Origin of the sequence: Candidatus Pelagibacter sp. Uisw_090, from assembly GCF_047717845.1 — a bacterium.
GTDB lineage: Bacteria > Pseudomonadota > Alphaproteobacteria > Pelagibacterales > Pelagibacteraceae > Pelagibacter.
On record NZ_CP159810.1, the window covers coordinates 544,130 to 563,969 of the forward strand.

The window sequence follows — 19,840 nt, forward strand, 5'->3', positions numbered from 1 at the left end:
TTCATTCAAAAATAAATTAATTAATTAAAAAATTTATGCCAACTATTAATCAGTTGTTAAGAAAGAAAAGAACTAGACCTGTAGCAAGGAACAAAGTTCCTGCACTAGAAAAACAACCTTTAAAAAGAGGTGTTTGTCTTAAAGTTTACACAACTACTCCTAAAAAACCGAACTCTGCATTAAGAAAGGTTGCAAGAGTAAGGCTTTCAAATGGCTTTGAAGTTACAGCTTATATTGGTGGTGAAGGCCATAACCTTCAAGAGCACTCAGTAGTTTTAATTAGAGGCGGTCGGGTAAAAGATTTACCTGGTGTTCGTTACCATATTCTTAGAGGAAATCTAGATACTCAAGCAGTTGCAAATAGAAAGAAACGTAGATCTTTGTATGGAACTAAAAAAGGTAAATAATTATGTCTAGAAAAAAAACACAACCAAAAAAAATTGTTACACCAGATCCAATATTTAAATCAACTATAATTCCAAAATTGATTAACTCGATAATGTATGATGGAAAAAAAGTTGTTGCTGAAAAAATTGTATATGAAGCAATTGAAAAAATTAAATCAAAAACTAAAGAAGAGCCAATTAATGTTTTTAATGAAGCGATAAATAATATTAAACCTACAGTAGAAGTTAGATCACGAAGAGTGGGTGGCGCAACTTACCAAGTTCCTGTTGAGGTGAAATCAAATAGAGCTCAAGCACTTGCTATTAGATGGTTAGTTGATGCTTCAAGAAAAAGGAAAGACAAGCATATGTCTGATAAAATTTTTAATGAACTGTACGATGCTTACGAAAAAAAAGGATCAGCAGTTAAAAAAAGAGAAGATGTACATAAAATGGCGGAGTCCAATAAGGCTTTTGCTCATTTTAGGTGGTAAAAAATTATGGCTAGAATAAATACATTAGACACATATAGAAATATTGGAATTATGGCTCATATTGATGCTGGTAAAACCACTACTACTGAAAGAATTTTATACTACACAGGAAAAAGTCATAAAATTGGTGAAGTTCACGATGGTGCTGCAACTATGGATTGGATGGAGCAAGAGCAAGAAAGAGGAATTACAATTACATCTGCAGCGACAACTTGTTTTTGGAATAATCATAGAATTAATATTATTGATACTCCTGGTCACGTAGACTTTACTATTGAGGTTGAAAGATCTCTAAAAGTTTTAGATGGAGCTGTATGTGTTTTTGACGGTGTTGCAGGTGTTGAACCTCAATCAGAAACGGTTTGGAGACAAGCTGATAAATATAAAGTACCAAGAATTTGCTTTGTAAATAAATTAGATAGAACTGGTGCAGATTTTTACAGGTGTGTGGACATGATCAGAGATAGACTTGGTTGCAAACCTTTAGTTATACAGGTGCCGATAGGTATTGAAGCTAACCTATCCGGCGTTGTTGACTTAGTTAAAATGAAAGCTCAAGTTTGGAAAAATGAAGCTTTAGGTGCTGAATGGGAATACAAAGAAATTCCTGATGATCTAAAAGAAATTGTTCAAAAATATAGAACTGAACTTGTTGAAACTGCCGTAGAACAAGATGAAAAATTAATGGAAAGTTATTTAAATGGTGATGAAATTAAAGAAGAAGATTTAATTAAATGCATTAGAAAAGGGACTCTAAACTTTAGTTTCGTTCCAATAACTACTGGTTCGGCATTTAAAAACAAAGGCGTTCAACCATTGCTTGATGCGGTTATTAATTATTTACCGAGTCCAATTGATATTGGCTCAATTAATGGAACTAAACCAGGAACTGAAGACGTTGTTGAAATGAAATTTGATGATGGAGCTGGTTTTTCTGCTCTAGCCTTTAAAGTTGCAAATGATCCATTTGTTGGATCATTAACTTTTATAAGAATTTATTCTGGGACAATTAAAACTGGAACTGCAGTTTATAATACTTCAAAAGAAAAAGAGGAAAGAGTTGGCAGAATGCTTTTAATGCATGCAAACTCTAGAGAAGACATTAAAGAAGCGAATGCAGGGGATATTGTTGCGTTAGCTGGTCTTAAATACACTATAACGGGTCACACTTTATGTGATGAGGCTAACCCTGTTTTATTAGAGCCAATGGAATTTCCTGAGCCAGTAATTGAAATTGCTGTAGAACCTAAAACAAAAGCAGACCAGGAAAAAATGGGCGAAGCTTTGGCAAGATTAGCAAAAGAAGACCCTTCATTCAGAGTAACTTCAGATGAAGAATCTGGTCAAACAATAATTAAAGGTATGGGGGAATTACACTTAGATATCATTGTTGATAGAATGAAAAGAGAATTTAATGTCGAGGCAAACATAGGTGCTCCACAAGTTGCTTACCGTGAAACTATTCAAAATGCTTCTGAGTTTGAGTATACACATAAGAAACAAAGTGGTGGTGCTGGTCAGTTTGCAAAAGTTAAACTTTTAGTAGAGCCACAAGAGCCAGGCAAAGGTAGAGAAGTTGATAGTAAAATTAAAGGTGGATCTATTCCAAAAGAATTCATTCCAGGTGTTGAGAAAGGTATTGAAACAATATCTGATGGTGGAATTTTAGCTGGCTTCCCAATGATAGATTATAAAGTTACAATTTTAGATGGATTACACCATGATGTTGACTCAAGTGTTCTTGCGTTTGAGTTAGCTGGTAGAGCTTGCTTTAAAGAAGCTTGTACTAGAGGTGGATTAAAATTGTTAGAGCCAGTAATGAGAGTTGAAGTAGTAACACCTGAGGATTATATGGGCGATGTTATCGGTGACTTAAATAGCAGAAGAGGTCAAATAAGCGAACAAGAAAGCAGAGGAAATGCAACTGTAATAACAGCAATGGTTCCTTTAGCTAATATGTTTGGATATATAAATAGTTTAAGATCAATGTCTCAAGGAAGAGCTCAATATTCAATGTTCTTTGATCATTATTCTAAAGTCCCACAAAACGTACAGGATGAAGTAACCAAAAAAATTGCTGGATAATTATTATGGAAAAACAAAATATTAGAATTAAATTAAGAGCTTACGACAACAAGATCTTAGATGCATCTACTGAAGAAATTGTTAACACTGTTAAGAGAACAGGTGCAACTGTCAAGGGTCCAATACCACTACCAACTAGAATTGAAAAATACACAGTTTTAAAAGGACCTCACATTGATAAAAAAAGTAGAGAACAATTTGAAACTAGAACGCACAAAAGATTGATTGATATCATTGAGCCTACACCGCAAACTGTAGAAGCTTTAATGAAACTAGATTTAGCATCAGGTGTTGATGTGGAGATAAAAATTTAATTATGACTGAAATAGCATTAGTTGGAAAAAAAATAGGTATGACTAGAGAGTTTTACAAAACTGGTCGTTTAGTTCCTGTTACTGTAATTAAAATGGAAAAAGCTAGAGTTATTAATGTGATCGAAGAAGATAAACGTGGATACAAAGCTGTACAATTAGGATTTGGTAATATTAAAAGTTCAAAATTGACAAATGCTATGAAGGGCATGTACGCAAAGAAAAATACAGAAGCAAAGAAAATATTAAAAGAATTTAGGGTAAAAGATACCGAAATATATAAAGAAGGTAACGAATTTGGTTTAGAAATCTTTAATGAAGTGAAATTTGTAGATACTACATCAAAAACTATTGGTAAGGGATTTGCTGGAGCAATGAAAAGACATAACTTTGGTGGTTTAAGAGCTACTCACGGTGTTTCAGTTTCACACAGATCACATGGTTCAACAGGTCAAAGACAAGATCCTGGAAAAGTTTTTAAAGGTAAAAAAATGGCTGGTCATATGGGCGATAGAGTTAGAACTATGCAAAACCTAGAGATTATCAAAGCTGATTTAGAAAATGAATTATTGTATGTAAAAGGTTCAATACCTGGTTCTAAGAATTCAGAAATACTTGTTAAACAGTCAGTTAAGATTATCAACAAAATGACTATCAAAGAAAAAATTGCTGCTGCTGAAGAAGCTAAAAAAACACCTGATAAAAAGAAAAGATAATGAAAATAGATAAAATAAATTTAGATGGAAAAAAAGACTCTATTGAAGTTTTAGATAAAATTTTTTCAGCAAAAATAAATAAAAAATTAGTAGATAACGTTTTATATAAAACTAACGCTAACTACAAAGGTAGACACGCAAAAACTAAACAGCAAAATGAAATTGCTGGATCTACTTCAAAAATCTATGCTCAAAAAGGAACTGGTGGAGCACGTCATGCCAGTAGAAAGGCCCCAATTTTTGTTGGTGGTGGTGTAGCTCATGGTCCAAAAGGTCAACTGGCTTATAAAAAAAGAAAACTTAATAAAAGTGAGAAAAAATTAAGTATAGCCTCTCTGATTACTGAAAAAAATAAACTTAATAACCTTTTAATCTTTAGTGATTTTGCAACTGAAATAAAAAAAACTAAAGAGATGGACTCAATCATTAAAAAATATGAACTAACTCATTCATTAATAATTCTAGACAAAAGTTCCAAAGAAAAAGTTGAAAAATCTATGAGAAACATACCAAATGTTAAAGTTACGGACATCAATCACTTTAGCGCTTTTGATATTATTAAATTTAAAAAAGTTGTGTTTACAGAAAGCTCAATAAAAGAATTAGAAAAAAGGTATTCTTAAAATGGATAAAATACATTTATACGATAAAATTTTATCACCGATGGTGACTGAAAAGACTACAAATCTATCAGAACAAAATAAGATAGTATTTAAAGTCCCAAGAGAAGCTAATAAAACTAATTTAAAAAAAAATATTGAAAAAATTTTTAAAGTTAACGTTATCAAAATTAATATTATTAATAAGCAAAATAGAAAAGTTGTTAAAAGAGGTAAAAAAGTGAATATTCAAGGTTATAAAAAAGCAATTATAACTCTAAAAAAAGGTCAAAGTATTGATCTAACAACAGGAATTTAAATAATGGCATTAAAAACATTTAAACCATATACAAAATCTACTAGAGGAACAGTTCTTGTTGATAGAACTGGTTTATGGAAAGGCAAACCTTTTAAAATGCTTGTTGAGCCTAAAAACTCAATGCGTGGAAGAAATAACAATGGTCATATCACATCTCGAAATATGTCCGGTGGTGGGCACAAAAAAATGTATAGACTTGTCGATTTTTACAGAAAAAAATTCGATGTACCTGGTACTGTTGAGCGTATTGAATATGACCCAAATAGATCATGTTATATTATGTTGATTAAATTTGAAGATGGAACTCATTTTTATTATTTAGCGCCTCAAAAAATTAACGTTGGTGATGTTGTGGAAAATGGCTCTGCAAAAGAGATTAAAGTTGGAAATTGTATGCCGTTAAGAGATATTCCAGTCGGTGTAAACGTTCATAATGTTGAATTACAACCAGGTGGTGGTGGGAAAATTGCTAGATCAGCTGGCACTTCTGTTACCATAAGTGGTTTAGATGGTAATTATTCATTAATTAAAATGACTTCTGGTGAAGTCAGAAAAATAGATTCAAGATGCATGGCAACAATTGGTGTTTTATCAAACCCAGATCAAAAAAATATTAAAATTGGTAAGGCTGGAAGATCAAGATGGCTAGGTAGAAGACCTCATACTAGAGGAGTTGTGATGAACCCAGTTGATCACCCACATGGTGGAGGTGAAGGTAAAAGTGCTGGTGGAAGACATCCAGTATCGCCGACAGGCCAGGGTGCAAAAGGATTAAAAACAAGAACAAATGCAAGAACAGATAAGTTTATAGTTAAAAGAAGAAATAAAAGAAAGGATACTAAAAAATAATGGCTAGATCAGTATGGAAGGGTCCTTTTGTTGAAGAGAGCTTAATTAAAAAAGTTGAAAAACAAAAATTAGACCCAAAAAAAATGCCAATTAAAACATGGTCAAGAAAATCAACTATAATTCCTGAATTTATTGGTGTTAGTTTTTTGATTTATAACGGAAAAAAATTTATACCAGTTACCATTTCTGAAGATATGGTTGGACACAAACTTGGTGAGTTTTCACCAACAAGAACATTTTTTGGTCATACCCCTGCAGATAAAAAAGCTAAACCCGCAACAGCAGGTAAGAAATAATTATGAATAAGAAAAAGAAAATTAATAGAGTTAAATTTGATACAGTTAGATCAGTAAATAATAATATTAGATCTAGTGTAAGAAAACTTAATCCAATTCTCAAGGCAATTGTTGGAAAAAAAGTTGATGTTGCTATTAGAGAATTACAATTTTCTGCAAAAAGAATAACTAGAGAAATTAGAAAAACTGTTTCATCTGCGATTGCTAACGCAGAAAACAATAATCAATATGATATAGATAAATTGATTGTTAAAGAAGCTTATTGTGGAAAAAAAGTTGTTATGAAAAGATTTAGACCTAGAGCAAAGGGTAGAGCTGCACCAATTTTAAAACCATATTCAACAATTACAATTATATTATCAGAAGCAAAACAAATGGAGAGTCATGGGACAAAAAGTTAATCCAATAGGTTTTAGACTTGGCGTAAATAGAGGATGGGACTCTGTTTGGTATGCTAAAAAGAAAGATTTTGGAAATTATTTGATTGAAGACTTTAAAATTAGAGCTTACATCAAAAAAAATGTAGTTAACTCTGGTGTATCAAAAGTGATGATTGAAAGAACTTCAAATAAATGCTTTGTTACAATCTACACTTCAAGACCTGGGTTTGTTATTGGTAAAAAAGGTAGTGATATTGATAAAATTAAAAATAATTTATCTAAATTTACTAGCAACGAAGTGTCTTTAAACATTAAAGAGGTTAAAAAACCTGAAACTAACGCATTTTTAGTAGCTGAAAATATTGCACAACAACTTATAAAAAGAATATCATACAGAAGAGCTATGAAGAGAGCTATGCAATCTTGTATGAGATTAGGCGCTAGAGGAATTAAAGTTTCAATAAGCGGTAGACTTGGTGGAAATGAAATCGCAAGAACAGAATGGTTGAGAGAAGGAAGTATTCCATCTCACACATTAAGAGCTGATATTGATTATGATGAAGCTGAAGCTTTAACAACTTTTGGAATTATTGGAATTAAAGTTTGGATTTATAAAGGTGAAGTATTTGCAAGAGAATTCAGTCAAGAAACAAATAAAGTAATACCTAAAGAGGCTAAAGAATAATTATGTTACAACCGGTTAGAACAAAATATAGAAAAGCACACAAAGGTAGAATTCATGGAACAGCCACTCGAGCTGCAAAGATTAACTACGGTTCATTTGCATTAAAAGCAATGGCACCCGAAAGAATTATTGGAAAACAAATTGAGGCTGCAAGAGTTGCTTTAACTAGACATATGAAAAGACAAGGTCGTGTTTGGACTAGAATTTTTCCAAATATTCCAGTTTCTAAGAAGCCTGTTGAAGTACGTATGGGTAAAGGTAAGGGTGCTCCTGAATATTGGGCATGCAGAGTTAAACCAGGTAGAATTTTATTTGAAATTGATGGAGTTTCAGAAGCAATTGCAAAAGAAGCGCTTTATAAAGCATCTGCAAAATTACCAATTAAAACTAAATTTATAAAAAGATTTGCATAGTATGAAAAAACAAGAAATTAAAAAATTATCTAAAGATGAGGTTTTAAAAAATATAGATAAATTGAAAAAAGATTTGTTTAATTTTAGATTTCAAAGAATTAACTCTGAAATTAAGGATCCATCAAAAATTGGACAAACAAAAAAAACGATAGCAAGATTAAAAACTATACTAAGGGGAAAATTAAATGCCTAAAAAAATATTAACAGGGGTAGTGACTAGTGATAAACCGAATAAAACTATCACTGTTGCAGTAGAAAGAAAATACTCACATCCTGTACTAAAAAAAGTTGTTAAAGTTAAAAAGAAATATAATGCTCACGATGAAAACAATAAATTTAAAACAGGAGATACTGTTTCAATAATTGAATGCAAACCTTTCTCTAAAAATAAAAAATTTCAAGTAATGGATGGTTCTAAATGATACAAGTACAAACAGAAATGTTAGTCGCAGACAACACTGGTGCAAAAAGAATTGAATGTATTAAAGTTCTGGGTGGATCTAAGCGAAGATATGCTAGCATTGGTGACACAATTGTTGTTGCTGTAAAAGAGGCAATACCTAAAGGTAAAGTTAAAAAAGGTTCAGTACACAAGGCTGTTGTGGTTCGTGTTAAATATGGAATTCATAGAGAAGATGGATCAAAAGTTAAATTTGATAACAATGCTGCTGTTTTAGTTGATGACAAGGGTGAGCCAGTTGGAACCAGAATTTTTGGTCCAGTTACAAGAGAATTAAGAAATAGAGGTCAAATGAAGATAATTTCATTGGCTCCTGAGGTATTATAAATGATTAAAAAAGGTTCTAAAGTTAAAGTATTAACTGGAAGAGATAAAAAAAAAGAAGGTGAAGTTATAGAGATAGACAGACCTAATAACAGAGCAAAAGTTCAAGGAATTAATATTGTGAAAAAACACGTTAAAACTACAAAAGAAAAAAAAGGTGGAATTATTTCTAAAGAAAGCTTTATACATATTTCTAACCTTGCACTTGCTGATGCTAAAGAAAAAATTAAAAAAACAGAGGCTAAAAAATAATGACACCAAGATTAAAAGAACTTTATTACAAAGAAATTCAGCCTGCACTTAAAGAGCAATTAGGTTTTAAAAATACTTTTCAAGGACCAAAACTTCTTAAAGTTGTTATTAACATGGGTTTAGGTCTTGATGGTGCTGATGCTAAAATTATGAAATCTACTGAAGAAGATTTAGGAAAAATTACAGGACAAAAACCTACAGTTACAAAATTTAAGAAATCTGTTGCTAACTTCAAAACAAGGAAAGGCACTAACGCAGGTTTAAAAGTTACTTTAAGAGGAAACAAAATGTATGAATTTGTTGATAGACTAGTCAACATTGCCTTACCTAGAATTAAAGATTTTAGAGGGCTGTCACCTAAAGGTTTTGACAAATTTGGTAATTATACTTTTGGAATTAAGGAACATATAATTTTTCACGAAGTTAATTTTGATAGAATAGACAAAATTAGAGGTCTGGATGTGGTTGTTGTAATAGCTGCCATGAATAAAGATCATAGTTTTGCTCTTCTAGAAAAATTAAATTTTCCATTTATCAAAAAAGGAGACAATTAAAATGGCTAAAGTAAGTGCAATTCAAAAAAATGATAAAAGAATTAAACTTTCAGATAGGCTTTTTAAAAAAAGACTAGCACTGAAAAAAATTATTATGGATAAGAAGATTTCTCTTGAAGAAAGATTCAAAGCACAACAAAAATTATCTAATTTACCTAGAAACTCAGCAAAAAATAGAGTGATGAATAGGTGTCAAATTACTGGAAGACCACATGGTGTTTACAGAAAATTAAAAATATCAAGAATAGCCTTAAGAGACTTGGGATTACATGGATTAATTCCAGGTATGACGAAGTCGAGCTGGTAGAAAGGAATATATGAGTTTAAGTGACCCAATTGGGGATATGATAGCAAGAATTAAAAATGCTTTAGTGAGAAATCATAAAAAAGTTGCACTGCCATCTTCTAACTTTAAAGTAAAAATTGCAGATATTTTGAAAAATGAGGGATTTATTAAAGAATATAAGATTGATAATGCAGACAAAAAACCGGTTTTATCTATTGATCTAAAATATTATTCAGGAAATCCAGTTATCAGTACTTTTGAAAGAGTATCAAAGCCTGGTAGGAGAATTTTTTCAAGCGCTGATAGTTTGCCAAAAATCAATGGTGGACTTGGTGTTGCAATAGTTTCTACTCCAAAAGGCGTTATGACTGATGTCGATGCTAGAAAACAAAAAGTTGGTGGCGAAATAATCTGTAAGGTATTTTAATGTCTAAAATTGGTAAAATAAATATTTCAATCCCTGAAAAAGTTAAAGCAGTACTATCTGGTAGTGTTCTTAATATAGAAGGTCCATTAGGCAAAAAATCTCTTAATGTTGATCTAGAAATGTTTAATGTTGATATCACTGAAGGAAAAGAAATATCTATTAAACCAAAAAAAGTTGACCAAAATTCAAAAAGACTATGGGGAATGAATAGAAGTTTAATTAATAATGCCGTTATTGGATCTTCTACTGGTTATGAAAAAACACTCGAGCTAGTAGGTGTTGGATATAGAGCAGCATTAAAAGAAAAACAATTAAACCTTCAACTTGGCTATAGTCATGATATAAATTTTGACATACCAGAAGGAATTAAAATTGTTGTTGAAAAACAGACCACTGTTAAAGTAAGCGGATCTGACAAACAACAAGTTGGTATGGTTTGTTCAAAAATTAAATCTTTTAGAAAACCAGAGCCCTATAAAGGTAAAGGTATTAGAGAAAAAGGTCAGTATATATTAAGAAAAGAAGGAAAGAAAAAATAATGAAATTAAATGCTATAGATAGAAAAAAATTTAGAGTAACGAATAAAGTTAAAAAAGTTTCTTCTCCTGATAGATTCAGATTGAGTATTTCAAGATCTTTGAAAAATATATCAGCACAAATTATTGATGATGTGAAAAATATTACTTTGCTTTCTTCATCTTCTGTTGAAAAAGATATCAAAGCTATGGCTAAAGTTAACAAAACAGACATTTCTAAAATTGTTGCTGAAAAGCTAGCAAAAAAAGCTGTCGAGAAAAAAATAACAAAGATTTATTTTGATAGAGGAGTTTATAAATATCATGGTAAAGTCAAGGCATTCGCTGAAACGTTACGTAAAAATGGGATGGAGTTTTAATTATGGATTTTAAAAAGAAAAATGACGACGGTATTCTAGAAAAACTAGTTCATATTAACAGAATTACAAAAGTTGTAAAAGGTGGTCGTAGATTTGGTTTTTCAGCACTAGTTGTTGTAGGAAATCAAGCTGGTAAAATTGGTGTAGCTCACGCAAAAGCTAAACAAGTTCCCGATGCCATTAAAAAAGCAAATGAAAATGCTAGAAGAGTTTTAATTCATATTCCCCTAAGAGAAGGAAGAACTATTCATCATGATGTTTATGGTAAAGATGGTGCTGGTAAAATTATTTTAAGATCTGCACCTAAGGGAACTGGAATTATTGCTGGAGGACCCGTTAGAGCTGTTTGTGAAGTTTTAGGAATTAAAGACATCGTCGCTAAATCTATGGGAACATCAAACCCTCACAACATGATAAGAGCTACCATGAAAGCACTTTCAAAACAAAATTCACCAAAACATATAGCAACAATTAGAAATAAAAAAATTTCTGACGTAATTGAAAAAAGAGGATAATGAGCACATTAAACACTACTGGTAAAGTTTTATATAAAAAAAAAATGAGAGTTGGTCGAGGTATTGGATCAGGAAAAGGTAAAACTTCAGGAAGAGGAGTTAAGGGTCAAAAATCGAGATCTGGTGTTGCCATCAAAGCTTTTGAAGGTGGTCAAATGCCTCTATACAGAAGGTTACCCAAAAGAGGATTTAATGCTATTAAAAGATATCAAGATATCATAGCAATAATGAATCTTCAAAAAATACAATCTTATATTAATGAAAAAACTATCAATTCAAGTGAAGTAATAAACATCGCTTTACTTAAAAAGTTAAAATTGATCAATAAAAATTCGCAAAAATTAAAAATACTTGGTACAGGAGATATTAACGACAAGGTTAGTATTGAAGCTGATTTGATATCAAAATCTGCTGTAGTTAAATTAGAGAAAGCTGGCGGCACAATACAATTAAAAAAATAATTAAGATATTATGAGCTCATCTTCTCAAACTAATGATCTTAAAAATAGAATAATTTTTACAATATTCATTTTAGCAATTTACAGATTTGGTACTTTTGTGCCCATTCCAGGTATTGATCCAGAACAGTTACAAACCATGATGAGCGGCAATCAAAAAGGCTTACTTGGAATGTTTAATGTTTTTTCAGGAGGTGCTGTAAGTAGAATGGCAATTTTTGCACTAGGAATAATGCCATACATTTCCTCATCTATTATTGTTCAGTTATTAACTGGCGTGTCTGATTATTTTAAAAATTTAAAAGCTCAGGGAGAAACGGGTAGGGCTAAAATTACTCAAATAACAAGATATGGAACCGTTTTATTAGCCACTGTTCAAGGTTATGGTTTATCTATTGGTTTACAGTCTTCAGCAGATTTGGTTATTAATCCAGGGTTATTTTTTACGATAACAGCAGTCTCAACTATTGTTGCTGGAACAATGTTTTTAATGTGGCTTGGTGAACAGATAACTCAAAGAGGTATTGGTAATGGTATTTCATTGATTATTTTTGCTGGAATTGTTGCTGAAATACCAAGAGCATTAGTAACAACATTTGAATTAGGTAGAACTGGTGCTGTATCTACAATTATGATTATTGCAATATTTGTATTATTAGTTGGATCAATCATGTTCATTGTTTTCATGGAAAGAGCATTAAGAAAAATTCTGATAAATTACCCTAAAAGACAAATGGGAAATAAAATGTATGGTGGTGAATCTTCTCATTTACCTTTAAAGATTAACCAAGCAGGTGTTATACCAGCAATTTTTGCATCAGCTTTATTACTCTTGCCTGTAACTTTTTCTAATTTTAGTTTTTCAGATAATGATGCACTATTAAATATAAGTTCATACTTCACACAAGGCCAACCTCTTTATATGTTGCTATACGCATCAGGAATAATATTTTTTACTTTTTTCTACACCTCAATTACTTTCAACCCAACAGAAACTGCTGATAATTTAAGAAAATATGGTGGTTTTGTCCCAGGGATTAGACCTGGTGAAAATACAGCTCTATACATAGAAAAAATTGTAACTAAACTTACAACAATAGGAGCTCTTTATTTAACCATTGTATGTCTGATGCCAGAGTTTTTAATAGCGAATTACCCAATACCTTTCTACCTAGGTGGTACTTCAATTTTAATTGTTGTTGTTGTTGCCATTGATACAGTAACCCAAATACAAACTAGATTAATGAGTTCCCAATATGAGCAATTAATTAAAAAAACTAAATTTGGTAAATAATATTTGTGAATATAATTTTATTTGGTCCTCCTGGAGCTGGTAAGGGTACACAAGCACAATTTATTGTAAAAAAATATAACTACTTTCAATTATCAACTGGTAACATTTTAAGAGAAGAGGTTAAGTTAAAAACAGCTCTTGGTGTTGAAATAGAAAAATTAATATCTAATGGCAAATTCGTTTCTGATGAAACAGTGAATATATTGCTAAAACAATCTATTACGAATCTTAAATTTAGAGATCGAATTATTTTCGACGGATACCCTAGAAATATCAAACAGGCTAATAATTTAGAATCAATTTTAGCTGAGTTTGACCAAACTATTGGTCATATAATTTTTTTAAATGTTTCAAAAGACATTATTGAAAAACGTATTATGGGCAGGATGACATGTGATAAATGTAATATGACTTTAAATGAATTTTTTAATAAAGAGGAAATTGAGCTACACCCATGCGGTAAAGAGTTCCTTAAGAGGAGAAAAGATGATAATTTTGATGTAGTTGTAGCCAGATATGAGACTTATATGGAAACAACCAAACCAATCCTAGATTTTTACTCAAAAAATGCAAATTTCACAGAAATTGATGGAGCTTCTCAAATTGAGCAAATTAACAATAAAATCAATGATGTTCTTAATGTTAAAGGCGTTGACTTTAGAACATCTTCTTATATAAAAGGCTAAATTTATTCTCAAAAATATGGCTCGTATAGCAGGTGTAAACATTCCCCAAAACAAACTTGTCCACATAGGTCTAACGTACATCTATGGTATAGGTGATAGGTTTTCAAATCAGATTTGTACTTCATTAGAAATTCCTACTGCAAAAAGAATTAACGAATTAACAGATGATGATATTTTAAAAATTAGAGAATATATTGATGCAAATTTTAAAGTAGAAGGCGACCTTAGAAGAGACTATTCATTAACTATCAAAAGATTAATAGATCTTGCATGTTATAGAGGATCAAGACATAGAAAAAAACTTCCAGTTAGAGGACAAAGAACAAGATGTAATGCTAGAACTAGAAAAGGTAAGGCTATTGCAATTGCAGGTAAAAAATTAACACCACTTAAAAAATAATTAATTTATGGCCAAAGTAGATAAAGTAGAAAATTTAGATTCTGTTATAGAAAAAAAAGTTGAAAAAAAAGTAGATAAAAAATCTAAAAAAAGTTCATATTCAAAAAAGAAAAAAATTAAGAAACATATTCTTAATGGTATTGCTTATGTACAATCAACTTTTAATAATACAATAATTTCAATAGCTGACACTAATGGAAATGTTATTTCATGGGCATCGGCTGGACAAAAAGGTTTTAAAGGTTCGAGAAAATCAACTCCTTATGCTGCTCAGGTTGCTGCAGACTCTGCTGGGTCTAAAGCTTTAGAGTATGGAATGAAGACATTAACTGTACAGGTTAAGGGACCTGGGTCAGGAAGAGAAACTGCTTTAAGAGCATTACAAGCGAAAGGATTTAAGATTCTTTCAATAAAAGATACAACACCAATGCCACATAACGGCGTAAGACCACCAAAAAAAAGGAGAGTTTAGTAAATGGAAAGTTTAAATGTAAATGCTAAAAATTGGAAAGCATTAATTAAACCAGCTCAATTAGATGTTAAAATTAGTGATGACAAATCACAAGCTAAAATTATAGCTGAGCCATTAGAAAAAGGTTATGGTTTAACTTTAGGTAATTCTTTAAGAAGAATTCTGCTTTCATCTATTAGAGGTGCTGCTGTAACATCAATTCAAATTGATGGAGTGCTACATGAATTTACATCTATTAAAGGTGTTAGAGAAGATGTGACAGACATAGTTTTAAACGTTAAATCTTTAGCATTAAAAAGCTCTTCTGATAGTGCTAAAAAACTTATTTTAGATGCAAAGGGACCGGGCGAAATTAAAGCTTCTGATATAGAAGCTGTTACAGATATTGAGATTTTAAATCCTGATTTAGTTATTTGCAATTTAGATGAAAATACTCATTTTCACATGGAAATGAATGTTGGAACTGGAAAAGGTTATGTGCCTGCTGTAATGAATAAGCCAGAAGAACCACCTCTAGGTTTGATTGCAATAGATTCATTGTACAGTCCAGTGAAAAAGGTTTCATACGCTATAAGCACTGCTAGAGAGGGAAAAGCTCTGGATTACGATAAGTTAACCATGGAAGTTGAGACAAACGGTTCAATTTCAGCTGAAGATGCAGTCGCATATTCTGCAAGAATTTTCCAAGATCAACTTAATATGTTTGTCAATTTTGATGAACCTGTAGAAGCTCCAGTTAAAGAAGTTTCAACTGAGCCTGAGTTTAACAAAAATCTTTTAAGAAAAGTAGATGAGTTAGAATTATCAGTTCGTTCTATGAACTGTTTAAAAAATGATAACATAATTTATATAGGAGATCTCGTTCAAAAATCAGAAGGTGAGATGCTTAGAACTCCAAACTTTGGTAGAAAATCTTTAAATGAAATAAAAGAAGTTCTAACTGCAATGTCCTTATATTTGGGCATGGAAATTCCAAATTGGCCACCAGAGAATATAGCTGAAATGTCTAAGAAGTTAGAGGAGCAAATCTAATGAGACACGGAATGGCTAATAAGAAGTTAAATAGAACTTCTGAGCATAGAAAAGCACTGTTAAAGAATATGTTAAATTCCTTAATCAAATATGAACAGATTACTACTACACTTCCAAAAGCTAAATTCCTAAAACCTCAAGCTGATAAGATCATTACATTAGGGAAAAAAGAAACCTTACTAACAACAAAGATGTTGATGACTAAATTGCAAGACATCACTTCAGCTCGCAAGGTTACAAAAACTTTGTCTAAAAGATATGAAAAAAGAAATGGTGGATATACCAGAATTATCAAAGCTGGTTTTAGATATGGTGACAATGCACCTATGGCAGTAATTGAATTTGTTGATAGAGATGTTGAAGCAAAAAGAGTAGACAGAAAGAAAAAAGAACCAACTAAAGATCAAAACGAAGAAAAAAAATTAGCTACTGCTTAATTTTTTATATAAAATTATATCATCATGAAAAAGTCATTTAACGTTGATTCAACGTATAACGATATGCGTATTGATAGATGGATACGGAATAAGCTTGGCAATTACCCACAAGGGTTAATTGAAAAAAGTTTAAAAAGTGGAAAGGTCAAGATCAATAATAAAAAAGTAAAAAGCTCTCACAAAGTAAAAACAGGAGATATTGTTGATCTATTTAATTTTGATTTTAAAGAAACAATTGTTCAAAAAACAATTAAATTTGCACCATCTGAAGAAGTCATTAAAGAGAACGAAGATTTAATAATTGATAATAATGATGACTTCATTGTATTGAATAAAAGCTCCGGTATATCAGTTCAAGGTGGAACTAAATCTAAAAAAAATCTTGTAGATATTTTTGCACGTAGCGATATTTTTCAAAACACAAAACCTTTTTCAGTTCATAGATTAGATAAAGATACTTCAGGTGTTTTTATAATGGCTAAACATAGGGAAGCAGCACAATTGTTAACATCTCTATTTCGATTAAGAAAAGTTCACAAAACTTATTTAGCAATATGTCATGGTGAATTACAAAAAGTTTCTGGTGAATGGAATGATGACCTTACTAGATATGATAATGATAAAAAAATAATAGAAAAAGCAAGAACCACATATAAAGTTTTAGACAAAAATTCTATTTGTAGTTTGGTTGAAATGAAACCAATAACTGGCAGAAAACATCAGCTTAGAAAACAATTATATGCAATAGGTTCACCAATTTATGGAGATCAAAAATATAAATTTAGCAATACAGATAAAGCTATTAATAAAAATTTAATGCTTCATTCTTATCAAATTAAATTCATGATTAAGGATAAAAAATATACTTACACAGCACTCTTGCCAGATTATTTCAAAAAACTTTTAAAGACTAAAAGACTTAGATTCCCAAGTTCTTAGTAAAATTTTCAATAATTACATCACCCAAAACATTATAGTTTTGATTATTTATAGACTTGAGATTTGTTACACCTTTATCTGAAATTCCGCATGGAATGATACTTTGATATTTTGTAAGATCATTATTAATATTAATTGCAAATCCATGATATGCAATCCATTTGCTAACACGCACACCAATTGCTGCAACTTTCTTAATATTGGATTTATCACCAACCCAAATACCAATATTTTTTGGATCACCGAATGATTTAATGTTAAATTCAAATAAGCTTTCAATAATTGTTTTCTCGATTAAAGTTATAAATTTTCTAATATTTTTTTTTCTTTGTTTTAAATCTATGACAAAATAACAAATTAATTGTCCAGGACCATGATAGGTTATTTTGCCACCACGATTAGTTTTAATTATGTTTATTTCTTTATTTAAAATTTCCTCTTCTTTATAGTTATTGCCAGCTGTATATATTTCTTCATGTTCTAGGAGCCAAATTAAATCACTTTTTTTGTTATTATTTATATCCAGCAATCTTTCTTCCAAAATTTTTATTGCAATATCATATTTTACTGGGTTTATTGACTTTTTAATTTCTATATTCATTTATAAATTGTATTATTCTTATTATGCACTAAGAGTGCAAAATTGATTTATAGGTAAATTTATGTCTTTAATAAAAAAAATAAAAGATAAAAAAGTAAATTTTGAGTTTAATAAAGAATATTTAAAAGTTGTTAAAAATAAAATTACTAATAACGACGCTCAATTTATTACAAATTCATTTAATGAAATGCACCCAGCTGATGCAGCTGACATTATTGAACATCTTGGTCAAAATGATAGAGAAAGCTTAATAAAACTTAATAATTTTAATATAGATCCTGAGGTTTTTATTGAACTTAATGAATCCGTTCAATCTGAAATTATTGCTTACCTTTCTTCAGATTCAATTGTTAAACTTTTAAAAAACCTAGAGTCAGATGATGCAATTGCGATTTTAGAAAACGTAGATGAAAAAGATAAAAATGATATTTTAAGCTCATTACCTCCAAAAGATCGTTTTGCGTTACTTGAAAGTCTAAGTTACCCAGAAGACACTGCTGCAAGGATTATGCAGCGTGAATTTACAGCCATACCTAGCAATTGGTCAGTAGGACAAACAATTGACTATTTACGTGAAAACAAGGATTTACCTGAAGAGTTTTTAGAAATTTTTATTGTCGATGAGGGTTTTAAACCTATTGGAACGGTTCCATCATCTAAGGTTTTAACAACTTCTAGAGATACAAAAATGCTTTCCATTATGTCTGAGTCTCAATTGCTTATACCAGTTGATATGGATAAAGAAGAAGTTGGTAATGTCTTTGAGAATTATAATTTAAATTCTGCTGCTGTAGTTGACAAAACAAATAAATTAGTTGGCATGATTATGTATGATGATGTTTTAACTGTTTTAAAGGAAGAAGCAGAAGAAGATGCCTTAAGGTTAGCTGGTGTAGGTGATGAAGAAATTACAGATGGTGTTCTTAAAAAAACTAAAAGAAGATTTAACTGGCTTCTACTAAATCTCTTCACTGCATTTCTTGCAACTTGGGTCATTAGTTTATTTGGTGCAACAATAGAACAGATGGTTGTTTTAGCTTTTTTAATGCCGATTGTTGCTTCTATGGGTGGTAATGCTGGCATGCAAACATTAGCTGTTACAGTTAGAACTTTAGCAACAAATGATTTAACAAAAAATAATTTTTCTCAGAATATTTTAAAAGAATTTAACATAGGCATTTTGAATGGTATTATTTTTGCAACAATTAGTGCACTTGTTGTGCAAATTTGGTTCCAAGATTCCCTACTTTCAATGATTATTTCTATGTCAATGATTGTCACAATGATAGTGGCTGGATTATTTGGAATTTTAGTTCCAATAACTTTAAAAAAAATGGATATTGATCCCGCTATAGCATCTAGTGTATTTGTAACTACGATAACCGATGTTATTGGGTTTGTGTCGTTCTTAGGTGTGAGTGCTTATTTTCTTTAAAAGTTATCTATTAATCTTACATTATTTAAATAATAAGCTACAAAAAGTTTAAACGATTTAGTGTTAATATTTGTGCTTAAGTTAACTATATTGCGACACTCTAAATATTCAATCTTAACATGATACTCTTTAATTAAATTTTTTTTAATTAAAGGTAATAGTGTTTTGGATTTTTTTTTATTTTTATAAATTTTTTTTTTTAAGATGAGTAATTTATTAGTAATTATCTTTAACGTATTAAGATTAGTTTTGTTTAATAAGTTATTTCTTGATGATAAAGCGATCATATTTGAATCTCTAATAGTTTTGCAGCAATAAACTTTAGTTTTAGAATTTTTTTCAATGAAGTTTTTAACTAAAAAAAATTGCTGATAATCTTTTTCACCCATAAACATGTACATTGGTGATATTATTTTTACAAAACGATTCAAAATGTCAAGCACACCTTCAAAGTGACCTTTTCTAAATTTTGCACACATTATCTTTTGTGATTTATTTAATAAAGTTTTAGGCAACTGTTCATTAAAAATTTGTGCTACAGTAGGTAGATATACAAAATCAACTTTCAATCTTTTAAGAATCTTAAGATCTTTATTTAAGCATCTGGGGTAATTTTTATAGTCCTTTTTGTTATTGAATTGTGTCGGGTTAACAAAAATAGTAACTATAGTTTTTTTGCACTTTTTTTGTGATTTTTTTATAAGAGCTTCATGACCCTTATGTAGGCTACCCATTGTAGGAACAAACCCTAATCTTTTCTCTTTATTAATTGCCTTATTTAAATCAGTTATTTGTTTTATTAATTTCATTTGTAATAATAATATTAATAAGTAAAACATT

General features: G+C 30.4%; 33 protein-coding genes. 31 read left to right on the forward strand and 2 right to left on the reverse strand.

Annotation, left to right across the window (positions count from 1 at the left end; all coding sequences use genetic code 11):
* Window positions 1–35: 35 nt before the first annotated feature.
* Genes rpsL through ABXT58_RS03055 form a run of 30 tightly spaced genes read left to right on the forward strand, consistent with a single transcriptional unit; the run spans window position 36 to window position 16,964 of the window.
* Complete coding sequence (rpsL, locus tag ABXT58_RS02910; RefSeq protein ID WP_169036396.1) at window positions 36–407, forward strand: 30S ribosomal protein S12; 372 nt, start codon at window positions 36–38, stop codon at window positions 405–407.
* 2 nt (window positions 408–409) lie between these two features.
* Window positions 410–880 (forward strand): 30S ribosomal protein S7, encoded by a 471-nt coding sequence (rpsG, locus tag ABXT58_RS02915; RefSeq protein ID WP_415304599.1) that lies wholly within the window; start codon window positions 410–412, stop codon window positions 878–880.
* 6 nt (window positions 881–886) lie between these two features.
* Window positions 887–2,965, forward strand: coding sequence for an elongation factor G (fusA, locus tag ABXT58_RS02920; RefSeq protein WP_415304601.1), 2,079 nt, complete (start codon window positions 887–889; stop codon window positions 2,963–2,965).
* A gap of 5 nt (window positions 2,966–2,970) precedes the next feature.
* Window positions 2,971–3,279, forward strand: coding sequence for a 30S ribosomal protein S10 (gene rpsJ, locus ABXT58_RS02925; protein WP_271492964.1), 309 nt, complete (start codon window positions 2,971–2,973; stop codon window positions 3,277–3,279).
* Window positions 3,280–3,281: 2 nt separating this feature from the next.
* Window positions 3,282–3,992 carry a 50S ribosomal protein L3 gene (rplC, locus tag ABXT58_RS02930; RefSeq protein ID WP_415304603.1) on the forward strand — a complete coding sequence of 237 codons (711 nt, stop codon included), beginning with the start codon at window positions 3,282–3,284 and terminating at the stop codon, window positions 3,990–3,992.
* A complete protein-coding gene (gene rplD / locus ABXT58_RS02935; protein ID WP_415304605.1) occupies window positions 3,992–4,615 on the forward strand; it encodes a 50S ribosomal protein L4 in 624 nt (207 codons plus the stop codon). The genes rplC and rplD overlap by 1 nt, the downstream gene beginning before the upstream one ends.
* Before the next feature lies 1 nt (window position 4,616).
* Window positions 4,617–4,910, forward strand: coding sequence for a 50S ribosomal protein L23 (gene rplW, locus ABXT58_RS02940; RefSeq protein WP_415304607.1), 294 nt, complete (start codon window positions 4,617–4,619; stop codon window positions 4,908–4,910).
* Window positions 4,911–4,913: 3 nt separating this feature from the next.
* Window positions 4,914–5,759, forward strand: coding sequence for a 50S ribosomal protein L2 (gene rplB, locus ABXT58_RS02945; protein WP_415304609.1), 846 nt, complete (start codon window positions 4,914–4,916; stop codon window positions 5,757–5,759).
* Complete coding sequence (rpsS, locus tag ABXT58_RS02950) at window positions 5,759–6,055, forward strand: 30S ribosomal protein S19 (protein WP_415304611.1); 297 nt, start codon at window positions 5,759–5,761, stop codon at window positions 6,053–6,055. The genes rplB and rpsS overlap by 1 nt, the downstream gene beginning before the upstream one ends.
* 2 nt (window positions 6,056–6,057) lie before the next feature.
* Window positions 6,058–6,456 (forward strand): 50S ribosomal protein L22, encoded by a 399-nt coding sequence (gene rplV, locus ABXT58_RS02955; RefSeq protein WP_415304613.1) that lies wholly within the window; start codon window positions 6,058–6,060, stop codon window positions 6,454–6,456.
* Window positions 6,440–7,120, forward strand: a complete 681-nt coding sequence (gene rpsC, locus ABXT58_RS02960; RefSeq protein WP_415304615.1) for a 30S ribosomal protein S3 — start codon at window positions 6,440–6,442, stop codon at window positions 7,118–7,120. Before rplV ends, rpsC begins: the two co-directional genes overlap by 17 nt.
* Window positions 7,121–7,122: 2 nt before the next feature.
* A complete protein-coding gene (rplP, locus tag ABXT58_RS02965; RefSeq protein WP_271525610.1) occupies window positions 7,123–7,533 on the forward strand; it encodes a 50S ribosomal protein L16 in 411 nt (136 codons plus the stop codon).
* A 1-nt stretch (window position 7,534) separates the two neighbouring features.
* Entirely contained in the window at window positions 7,535–7,726 is a 192-nt protein-coding gene (rpmC, locus tag ABXT58_RS02970; RefSeq protein WP_415304617.1) for a 50S ribosomal protein L29, read from the forward strand.
* Window positions 7,719–7,955 (forward strand): 30S ribosomal protein S17, encoded by a 237-nt coding sequence (gene rpsQ / locus ABXT58_RS02975; protein WP_415304619.1) that lies wholly within the window; start codon window positions 7,719–7,721, stop codon window positions 7,953–7,955. The genes rpmC and rpsQ overlap by 8 nt, the downstream gene beginning before the upstream one ends.
* On the forward strand, window positions 7,952–8,320 hold the full coding sequence (gene rplN, locus ABXT58_RS02980) for a 50S ribosomal protein L14 (RefSeq protein WP_415304621.1): 369 nt from the start codon (window positions 7,952–7,954) through the stop codon (window positions 8,318–8,320). The genes rpsQ and rplN overlap by 4 nt, the downstream gene beginning before the upstream one ends.
* Window positions 8,321–8,569, forward strand: a complete 249-nt coding sequence (rplX, locus tag ABXT58_RS02985) for a 50S ribosomal protein L24 (RefSeq protein ID WP_415304622.1) — start codon at window positions 8,321–8,323, stop codon at window positions 8,567–8,569.
* Complete coding sequence (gene rplE, locus ABXT58_RS02990) at window positions 8,569–9,123, forward strand: 50S ribosomal protein L5 (RefSeq protein ID WP_415304624.1); 555 nt, start codon at window positions 8,569–8,571, stop codon at window positions 9,121–9,123. The genes rplX and rplE overlap by 1 nt, the downstream gene beginning before the upstream one ends.
* 1 nt (window position 9,124) lies before the next feature.
* Window positions 9,125–9,430, forward strand: a complete 306-nt coding sequence (gene rpsN / locus ABXT58_RS02995; protein ID WP_415304626.1) for a 30S ribosomal protein S14 — start codon at window positions 9,125–9,127, stop codon at window positions 9,428–9,430.
* Window positions 9,431–9,440: 10 nt separating this feature from the next.
* Entirely contained in the window at window positions 9,441–9,836 is a 396-nt protein-coding gene (gene rpsH / locus ABXT58_RS03000; RefSeq protein WP_415304628.1) for a 30S ribosomal protein S8, read from the forward strand.
* Complete coding sequence (gene rplF / locus ABXT58_RS03005) at window positions 9,836–10,375, forward strand: 50S ribosomal protein L6 (protein WP_415304630.1); 540 nt, start codon at window positions 9,836–9,838, stop codon at window positions 10,373–10,375. Before rpsH ends, rplF begins: the two co-directional genes overlap by 1 nt.
* Complete coding sequence (rplR, locus tag ABXT58_RS03010; protein WP_415304632.1) at window positions 10,375–10,731, forward strand: 50S ribosomal protein L18; 357 nt, start codon at window positions 10,375–10,377, stop codon at window positions 10,729–10,731. Before rplF ends, rplR begins: the two co-directional genes overlap by 1 nt.
* 2 nt (window positions 10,732–10,733) lie before the next feature.
* A complete protein-coding gene (gene rpsE, locus ABXT58_RS03015) occupies window positions 10,734–11,246 on the forward strand; it encodes a 30S ribosomal protein S5 (RefSeq protein ID WP_415304634.1) in 513 nt (170 codons plus the stop codon).
* A complete protein-coding gene (gene rplO / locus ABXT58_RS03020) occupies window positions 11,246–11,707 on the forward strand; it encodes a 50S ribosomal protein L15 (protein WP_415304636.1) in 462 nt (153 codons plus the stop codon). The genes rpsE and rplO overlap by 1 nt, the downstream gene beginning before the upstream one ends.
* A 10-nt stretch (window positions 11,708–11,717) precedes the next feature.
* Entirely contained in the window at window positions 11,718–12,998 is a 1,281-nt protein-coding gene (gene secY, locus ABXT58_RS03025; protein WP_415304638.1) for a preprotein translocase subunit SecY, read from the forward strand.
* Window positions 12,999–13,003: 5 nt separating this feature from the next.
* A complete protein-coding gene (locus ABXT58_RS03030) occupies window positions 13,004–13,684 on the forward strand; it encodes an adenylate kinase (RefSeq protein ID WP_415304639.1) in 681 nt (226 codons plus the stop codon).
* Window positions 13,685–13,700: 16 nt separating this feature from the next.
* Complete coding sequence (gene rpsM / locus ABXT58_RS03035) at window positions 13,701–14,084, forward strand: 30S ribosomal protein S13 (protein WP_415304641.1); 384 nt, start codon at window positions 13,701–13,703, stop codon at window positions 14,082–14,084.
* A 7-nt stretch (window positions 14,085–14,091) separates the two neighbouring features.
* Window positions 14,092–14,556, forward strand: coding sequence for a 30S ribosomal protein S11 (gene rpsK, locus ABXT58_RS03040; protein ID WP_415304643.1), 465 nt, complete (start codon window positions 14,092–14,094; stop codon window positions 14,554–14,556).
* Window positions 14,557–14,559: 3 nt separating this feature from the next.
* Window positions 14,560–15,588: a DNA-directed RNA polymerase subunit alpha gene (locus ABXT58_RS03045; RefSeq protein ID WP_415304645.1), complete on the forward strand. Its 1,029-nt coding sequence runs from the start codon at window positions 14,560–14,562 to the stop codon at window positions 15,586–15,588.
* On the forward strand, window positions 15,588–16,025 hold the full coding sequence (gene rplQ / locus ABXT58_RS03050) for a 50S ribosomal protein L17 (protein ID WP_415304647.1): 438 nt from the start codon (window positions 15,588–15,590) through the stop codon (window positions 16,023–16,025). The genes ABXT58_RS03045 and rplQ overlap by 1 nt, the downstream gene beginning before the upstream one ends.
* A gap of 24 nt (window positions 16,026–16,049) precedes the next feature.
* On the forward strand, window positions 16,050–16,964 hold the full coding sequence (locus tag ABXT58_RS03055; RefSeq protein ID WP_415304648.1) for an RluA family pseudouridine synthase: 915 nt from the start codon (window positions 16,050–16,052) through the stop codon (window positions 16,962–16,964).
* Here the strand turns inward: ABXT58_RS03055 and lipB are convergent.
* Window positions 16,945–17,565 (reverse strand): lipoyl(octanoyl) transferase LipB, encoded by a 621-nt coding sequence (lipB, locus tag ABXT58_RS03060; protein WP_415304650.1) that lies wholly within the window; start codon window positions 17,563–17,565, stop codon window positions 16,945–16,947. The two genes, ABXT58_RS03055 and lipB, sit on opposite strands and share 20 nt — an antisense overlap.
* Before the next feature lie 61 nt (window positions 17,566–17,626).
* Between lipB and mgtE the strand changes: the two genes are divergently transcribed.
* Window positions 17,627–19,000, forward strand: coding sequence for a magnesium transporter (gene mgtE / locus ABXT58_RS03065; protein WP_415304652.1), 1,374 nt, complete (start codon window positions 17,627–17,629; stop codon window positions 18,998–19,000).
* Here mgtE and ABXT58_RS03070 read toward each other — a convergent pair.
* Window positions 18,997–19,839 carry a pantoate--beta-alanine ligase gene (locus tag ABXT58_RS03070; RefSeq protein WP_415304654.1) on the reverse strand — a complete coding sequence of 281 codons (843 nt, stop codon included), beginning with the start codon at window positions 19,837–19,839 and terminating at the stop codon, window positions 18,997–18,999. The two genes, mgtE and ABXT58_RS03070, sit on opposite strands and share 4 nt — an antisense overlap.
* Window position 19,840 lies beyond the last annotated feature (1 nt).

Excerpts from the sequence above, each read along its gene's own strand:
- rpsL (WP_169036396.1), top strand. The coding sequence starts at position 36 with ATGCCAACTATTAATCAGTTGTTAAGAAAGAAAAGAACTAGACCTGTA.
- rpsG (WP_415304599.1), top strand. The coding sequence starts at position 410 with ATGTCTAGAAAAAAAACACAACCAAAAAAAATTGTTACACCAGATCCA.
- fusA (WP_415304601.1), top strand. The coding sequence starts at position 887 with ATGGCTAGAATAAATACATTAGACACATATAGAAATATTGGAATTATG.
- rpsJ (WP_271492964.1), top strand. The coding sequence starts at position 2,971 with ATGGAAAAACAAAATATTAGAATTAAATTAAGAGCTTACGACAACAAG.
- rplC (WP_415304603.1), top strand. The coding sequence starts at position 3,282 with ATGACTGAAATAGCATTAGTTGGAAAAAAAATAGGTATGACTAGAGAG.
- rplD (WP_415304605.1), top strand. The coding sequence starts at position 3,992 with ATGAAAATAGATAAAATAAATTTAGATGGAAAAAAAGACTCTATTGAA.
- rplW (WP_415304607.1), top strand. The coding sequence starts at position 4,617 with ATGGATAAAATACATTTATACGATAAAATTTTATCACCGATGGTGACT.
- rplB (WP_415304609.1), top strand. The coding sequence starts at position 4,914 with ATGGCATTAAAAACATTTAAACCATATACAAAATCTACTAGAGGAACA.
- rpsS (WP_415304611.1), top strand. The coding sequence starts at position 5,759 with ATGGCTAGATCAGTATGGAAGGGTCCTTTTGTTGAAGAGAGCTTAATT.
- rplV (WP_415304613.1), top strand. The coding sequence starts at position 6,058 with ATGAATAAGAAAAAGAAAATTAATAGAGTTAAATTTGATACAGTTAGA.
- rpsC (WP_415304615.1), top strand. The coding sequence starts at position 6,440 with ATGGGACAAAAAGTTAATCCAATAGGTTTTAGACTTGGCGTAAATAGA.
- rplP (WP_271525610.1), top strand. The coding sequence starts at position 7,123 with ATGTTACAACCGGTTAGAACAAAATATAGAAAAGCACACAAAGGTAGA.
- rpmC (WP_415304617.1), top strand. The coding sequence starts at position 7,535 with ATGAAAAAACAAGAAATTAAAAAATTATCTAAAGATGAGGTTTTAAAA.
- rpsQ (WP_415304619.1), top strand. The coding sequence starts at position 7,719 with ATGCCTAAAAAAATATTAACAGGGGTAGTGACTAGTGATAAACCGAAT.
- rplN (WP_415304621.1), top strand. The coding sequence starts at position 7,952 with ATGATACAAGTACAAACAGAAATGTTAGTCGCAGACAACACTGGTGCA.
- rplX (WP_415304622.1), top strand. The coding sequence starts at position 8,321 with ATGATTAAAAAAGGTTCTAAAGTTAAAGTATTAACTGGAAGAGATAAA.
- rplE (WP_415304624.1), top strand. The coding sequence starts at position 8,569 with ATGACACCAAGATTAAAAGAACTTTATTACAAAGAAATTCAGCCTGCA.
- rpsN (WP_415304626.1), top strand. The coding sequence starts at position 9,125 with ATGGCTAAAGTAAGTGCAATTCAAAAAAATGATAAAAGAATTAAACTT.
- rpsH (WP_415304628.1), top strand. The coding sequence starts at position 9,441 with ATGAGTTTAAGTGACCCAATTGGGGATATGATAGCAAGAATTAAAAAT.
- rplF (WP_415304630.1), top strand. The coding sequence starts at position 9,836 with ATGTCTAAAATTGGTAAAATAAATATTTCAATCCCTGAAAAAGTTAAA.
- rplR (WP_415304632.1), top strand. The coding sequence starts at position 10,375 with ATGAAATTAAATGCTATAGATAGAAAAAAATTTAGAGTAACGAATAAA.
- rpsE (WP_415304634.1), top strand. The coding sequence starts at position 10,734 with ATGGATTTTAAAAAGAAAAATGACGACGGTATTCTAGAAAAACTAGTT.
- rplO (WP_415304636.1), top strand. The coding sequence starts at position 11,246 with ATGAGCACATTAAACACTACTGGTAAAGTTTTATATAAAAAAAAAATG.
- secY (WP_415304638.1), top strand. The coding sequence starts at position 11,718 with ATGAGCTCATCTTCTCAAACTAATGATCTTAAAAATAGAATAATTTTT.
- rpsM (WP_415304641.1), top strand. The coding sequence starts at position 13,701 with ATGGCTCGTATAGCAGGTGTAAACATTCCCCAAAACAAACTTGTCCAC.
- rpsK (WP_415304643.1), top strand. The coding sequence starts at position 14,092 with ATGGCCAAAGTAGATAAAGTAGAAAATTTAGATTCTGTTATAGAAAAA.
- ABXT58_RS03045 (WP_415304645.1), top strand. The coding sequence starts at position 14,560 with ATGGAAAGTTTAAATGTAAATGCTAAAAATTGGAAAGCATTAATTAAA.
- rplQ (WP_415304647.1), top strand. The coding sequence starts at position 15,588 with ATGAGACACGGAATGGCTAATAAGAAGTTAAATAGAACTTCTGAGCAT.
- ABXT58_RS03055 (WP_415304648.1), top strand. The coding sequence starts at position 16,050 with ATGAAAAAGTCATTTAACGTTGATTCAACGTATAACGATATGCGTATT.
- lipB (WP_415304650.1), bottom strand. The coding sequence starts at position 17,565 with ATGAATATAGAAATTAAAAAGTCAATAAACCCAGTAAAATATGATATT.
- mgtE (WP_415304652.1), top strand. The coding sequence starts at position 17,627 with ATGTCTTTAATAAAAAAAATAAAAGATAAAAAAGTAAATTTTGAGTTT.
- ABXT58_RS03070 (WP_415304654.1), bottom strand. The coding sequence starts at position 19,839 with ATGTTTTACTTATTAATATTATTATTACAAATGAAATTAATAAAACAA.